General features: G+C 34.6%; 3 protein-coding genes. 1 reads left to right on the top strand and 2 read right to left on the bottom strand.

Going from position 1 to position 2,305, the window contains the following annotated elements:
• The first annotated feature begins 41 nt into the window (after window positions 1-41).
• The gene (locus ACFFIP_RS18095) at window positions 42-182 is read left to right on the top strand and encodes a hypothetical protein (protein WP_382389173.1); all 141 of its coding nucleotides are present in this window, start codon (window positions 42-44) and stop codon (window positions 180-182) included.
• A 73-nt stretch (window positions 183-255) separates the two neighbouring features.
• Here the strand turns inward: ACFFIP_RS18095 and ACFFIP_RS18090 are convergent, their stop codons facing one another.
• Together ACFFIP_RS18090 and ACFFIP_RS18085 are read right to left on the bottom strand one after the other, a co-directional pair.
• Window positions 256-990, bottom strand: a complete 735-nt coding sequence (locus ACFFIP_RS18090) for an HNH endonuclease (protein ID WP_382389172.1) — start codon at window positions 988-990, stop codon at window positions 256-258.
• A complete protein-coding gene (locus ACFFIP_RS18085; protein WP_382389170.1) occupies window positions 990-2,150 on the bottom strand; it encodes an AAA family ATPase in 1,161 nt (386 codons plus the stop codon). The genes ACFFIP_RS18090 and ACFFIP_RS18085 overlap by 1 nt, the downstream gene beginning before the upstream one ends.
• Window positions 2,151-2,305 lie beyond the last annotated feature (155 nt).

The following is a 2,305-nucleotide window of genomic DNA, read 5'->3' as shown; positions in this document are numbered from 1 at the left end:
AATTACTATCCAAGCACCGAGGGGCGGTTTAGTACCTGCTCTTGAAAGCCGATACTGATGGACCTACCATCATCTTTTATACAGCATTGGCCAACCTACGATTGTTGGCCATTCACAGCACACCTTTGCGTTCGGGCGGGCATAGAAGCACTAAACTGTCAACCAGCACCAAAGCTGAATAGTAGCACAAACTTTCACGTTTGCACGTCCGCCCGCCTGACGCAAAACGGCTGTTACCAGCAGTAATTCTTTTTGTCATATTACTAGTTTAGCTGAGTCATTATGTAGGGTTTCAAGTTCTTTTGACCATATTCCGTGAGTTTGCATTTTTTGTCTTATCTCCGAATAAACGTCACTTGAATGAAGTATTGTTGAGCAGGTTGCTGAGTAAATACTTTCTTTTTGGCATTCAAGTAAAATGTCTTCAACTATACTTAATAATTTGTTCCTTCTTTGTGTAATAGTATTAGCTTCATACAATTCAAGTCTTTCAAAGGCTTTTTCGATTGTTTTTTCAAGTTGTTCTCCTACTTCAAAACGTTTCTTTACAGCTCTTTCAGTATGATTCAAATCAACAACATCTATTGTGTTTTTTCCTTTTACATCCTTTGATTTAAATCTGTATAGTCGTAATGTAAGATGTGTGGATGGAGTGTCTATGAATGGATTTACGATTGGTTCGGAAATTACATCATGAGTGCTTTTTGAACCATTACATCTTTTACATGCTGGGAGTAAATTATCCCATTCCAAAACCTTATTTGGATTATTGGCTTTATCTTCAAAGTGTTCAACTTCCATGTATTTGGCTTCTTCCTTAAGGTCACATTCGCAATAAGCACACTTGCCGTAGCTTAATTCGAGTAAACTTTCTTTTAACCAGTCCACATTCCAAACATTAGTTTCATTTGCAATAAATTCAGCCGTTTGCGTTGTTGCAAACGCTGGTGTCAATTTAATTGGTGTTGAAATGCGCTCTAATTTTATCATTACAAACCGGCTAATTGAAATTTTAAAAGTTTTCTTAAAGTATTCTCTGGATGTAAAAGCTTATCCAATTGTGAAAATATCTCTTCTGCAATTTCAGAGTTCTCTTCTTCTATTGCTTGGTCGAATTTGGTTATTAAGTCCTTAAATATCTCTGTGCGTAGACTGTTCATTCCCATAACATCTATTAATACTTCTTCAATAGTCCATCCCTGAAAACCAAATTCGGAATTTGGCAATTCCCTTTGAATCACATTATCGTAATCTAAGCCTAAAGCAATTATTTGTTTGGGTTTTGCAGTCTGAATTACATGTGGGCTATGTGTTGATGCAAAAAATTGAGCTTTGGGAAAAACATCTAAAAGTATGTCGACTATTTTTTCTTGCCATTCTGGGTGAAGATGTAACTCTATCTCGTCAATTAGAATAATTCCTTGAAAATCTTCCGCATTTATTTTTGGGTCTTTGAATCGAAACTCAATCTCCTTAATTATTCCGAAAAGTATTGAAATGATTGATTTAAAACCTGATGATAGGTATTCATAATATATCTCACCACTAGGGGTGTTAATCATTATCTCATTCGATGAGGCATTGACTTTACTAAACGAAAAATCCTTGTTGAGTAATGAGAAACATTTTTTAGCTAATTCGAAATTGCTGAGCTGCTCAGGAGTCAATGCACCTGCATGAGGAGAATATAAGTAACGGTTTACAAACCAATTTTTTATATCAGTTAGGTTAATACCATTAATTGCATCGTTCCAAAGAATATGGTTTTCTTTATTACTGTCCTTGGAGACTGATTGTAAAGACTGGTATTGAAAAGTTCTTGTTGTCTTTAATGAAATTAGTCCGCTAGTTCGTAAATGAAATCCTGTAACCCTAGTTGATGTTTCTGGTATAAAGGTGTCAAACTGTATTTCCTTGTTTTCGACTGCCCCATTAATATCAATTTCGGCAGATATTTTACTTATTTCTGATGCAACATTTCTTTTTAGAATATTCGTATCGCCATTTGAAAAAATATGAGCAATAGATTCTAAAATTGTCGTCTTTCCAATTCCATTCGGTCCACATAGAAGATTCATTCTATCGTTGAAAGAAAGATTTATCAGTTTAATTCCACCAACACCTTCAATTTTTAATTTGTTTATTTTCATGGTTGTTGTGTTCTTCTATTATTGCTGGTAACGTCAGACTGTGAAAAAAGCCTCTCCTGTTTTTTAGTTGGCTATTCCACAATCTCCTTAAATTTAGTAAATTTAGTTGAGGTTATTTTTAACAATCCTATTTTATCTCTATGCACTATATCCAA

The sequence above is a fragment of the Fontibacter flavus genome (assembly GCF_042432905.1).
Taxonomy (GTDB): domain Bacteria; phylum Bacteroidota; class Bacteroidia; order Cytophagales; family Cyclobacteriaceae; genus Fontibacter; species Fontibacter flavus.
Note: the sequence above shows the minus strand (reverse complement) of the source record. Positions and strands in the feature narration are given on the sequence as shown.

Excerpts from the sequence above, each read along its gene's own strand:
- ACFFIP_RS18090 (WP_382389172.1), bottom strand. The coding sequence starts at position 990 with ATGATAAAATTAGAGCGCATTTCAACACCAATTAAATTGACACCAGCG.
- ACFFIP_RS18085 (WP_382389170.1), bottom strand. The coding sequence starts at position 2,150 with ATGAAAATAAACAAATTAAAAATTGAAGGTGTTGGTGGAATTAAACTG.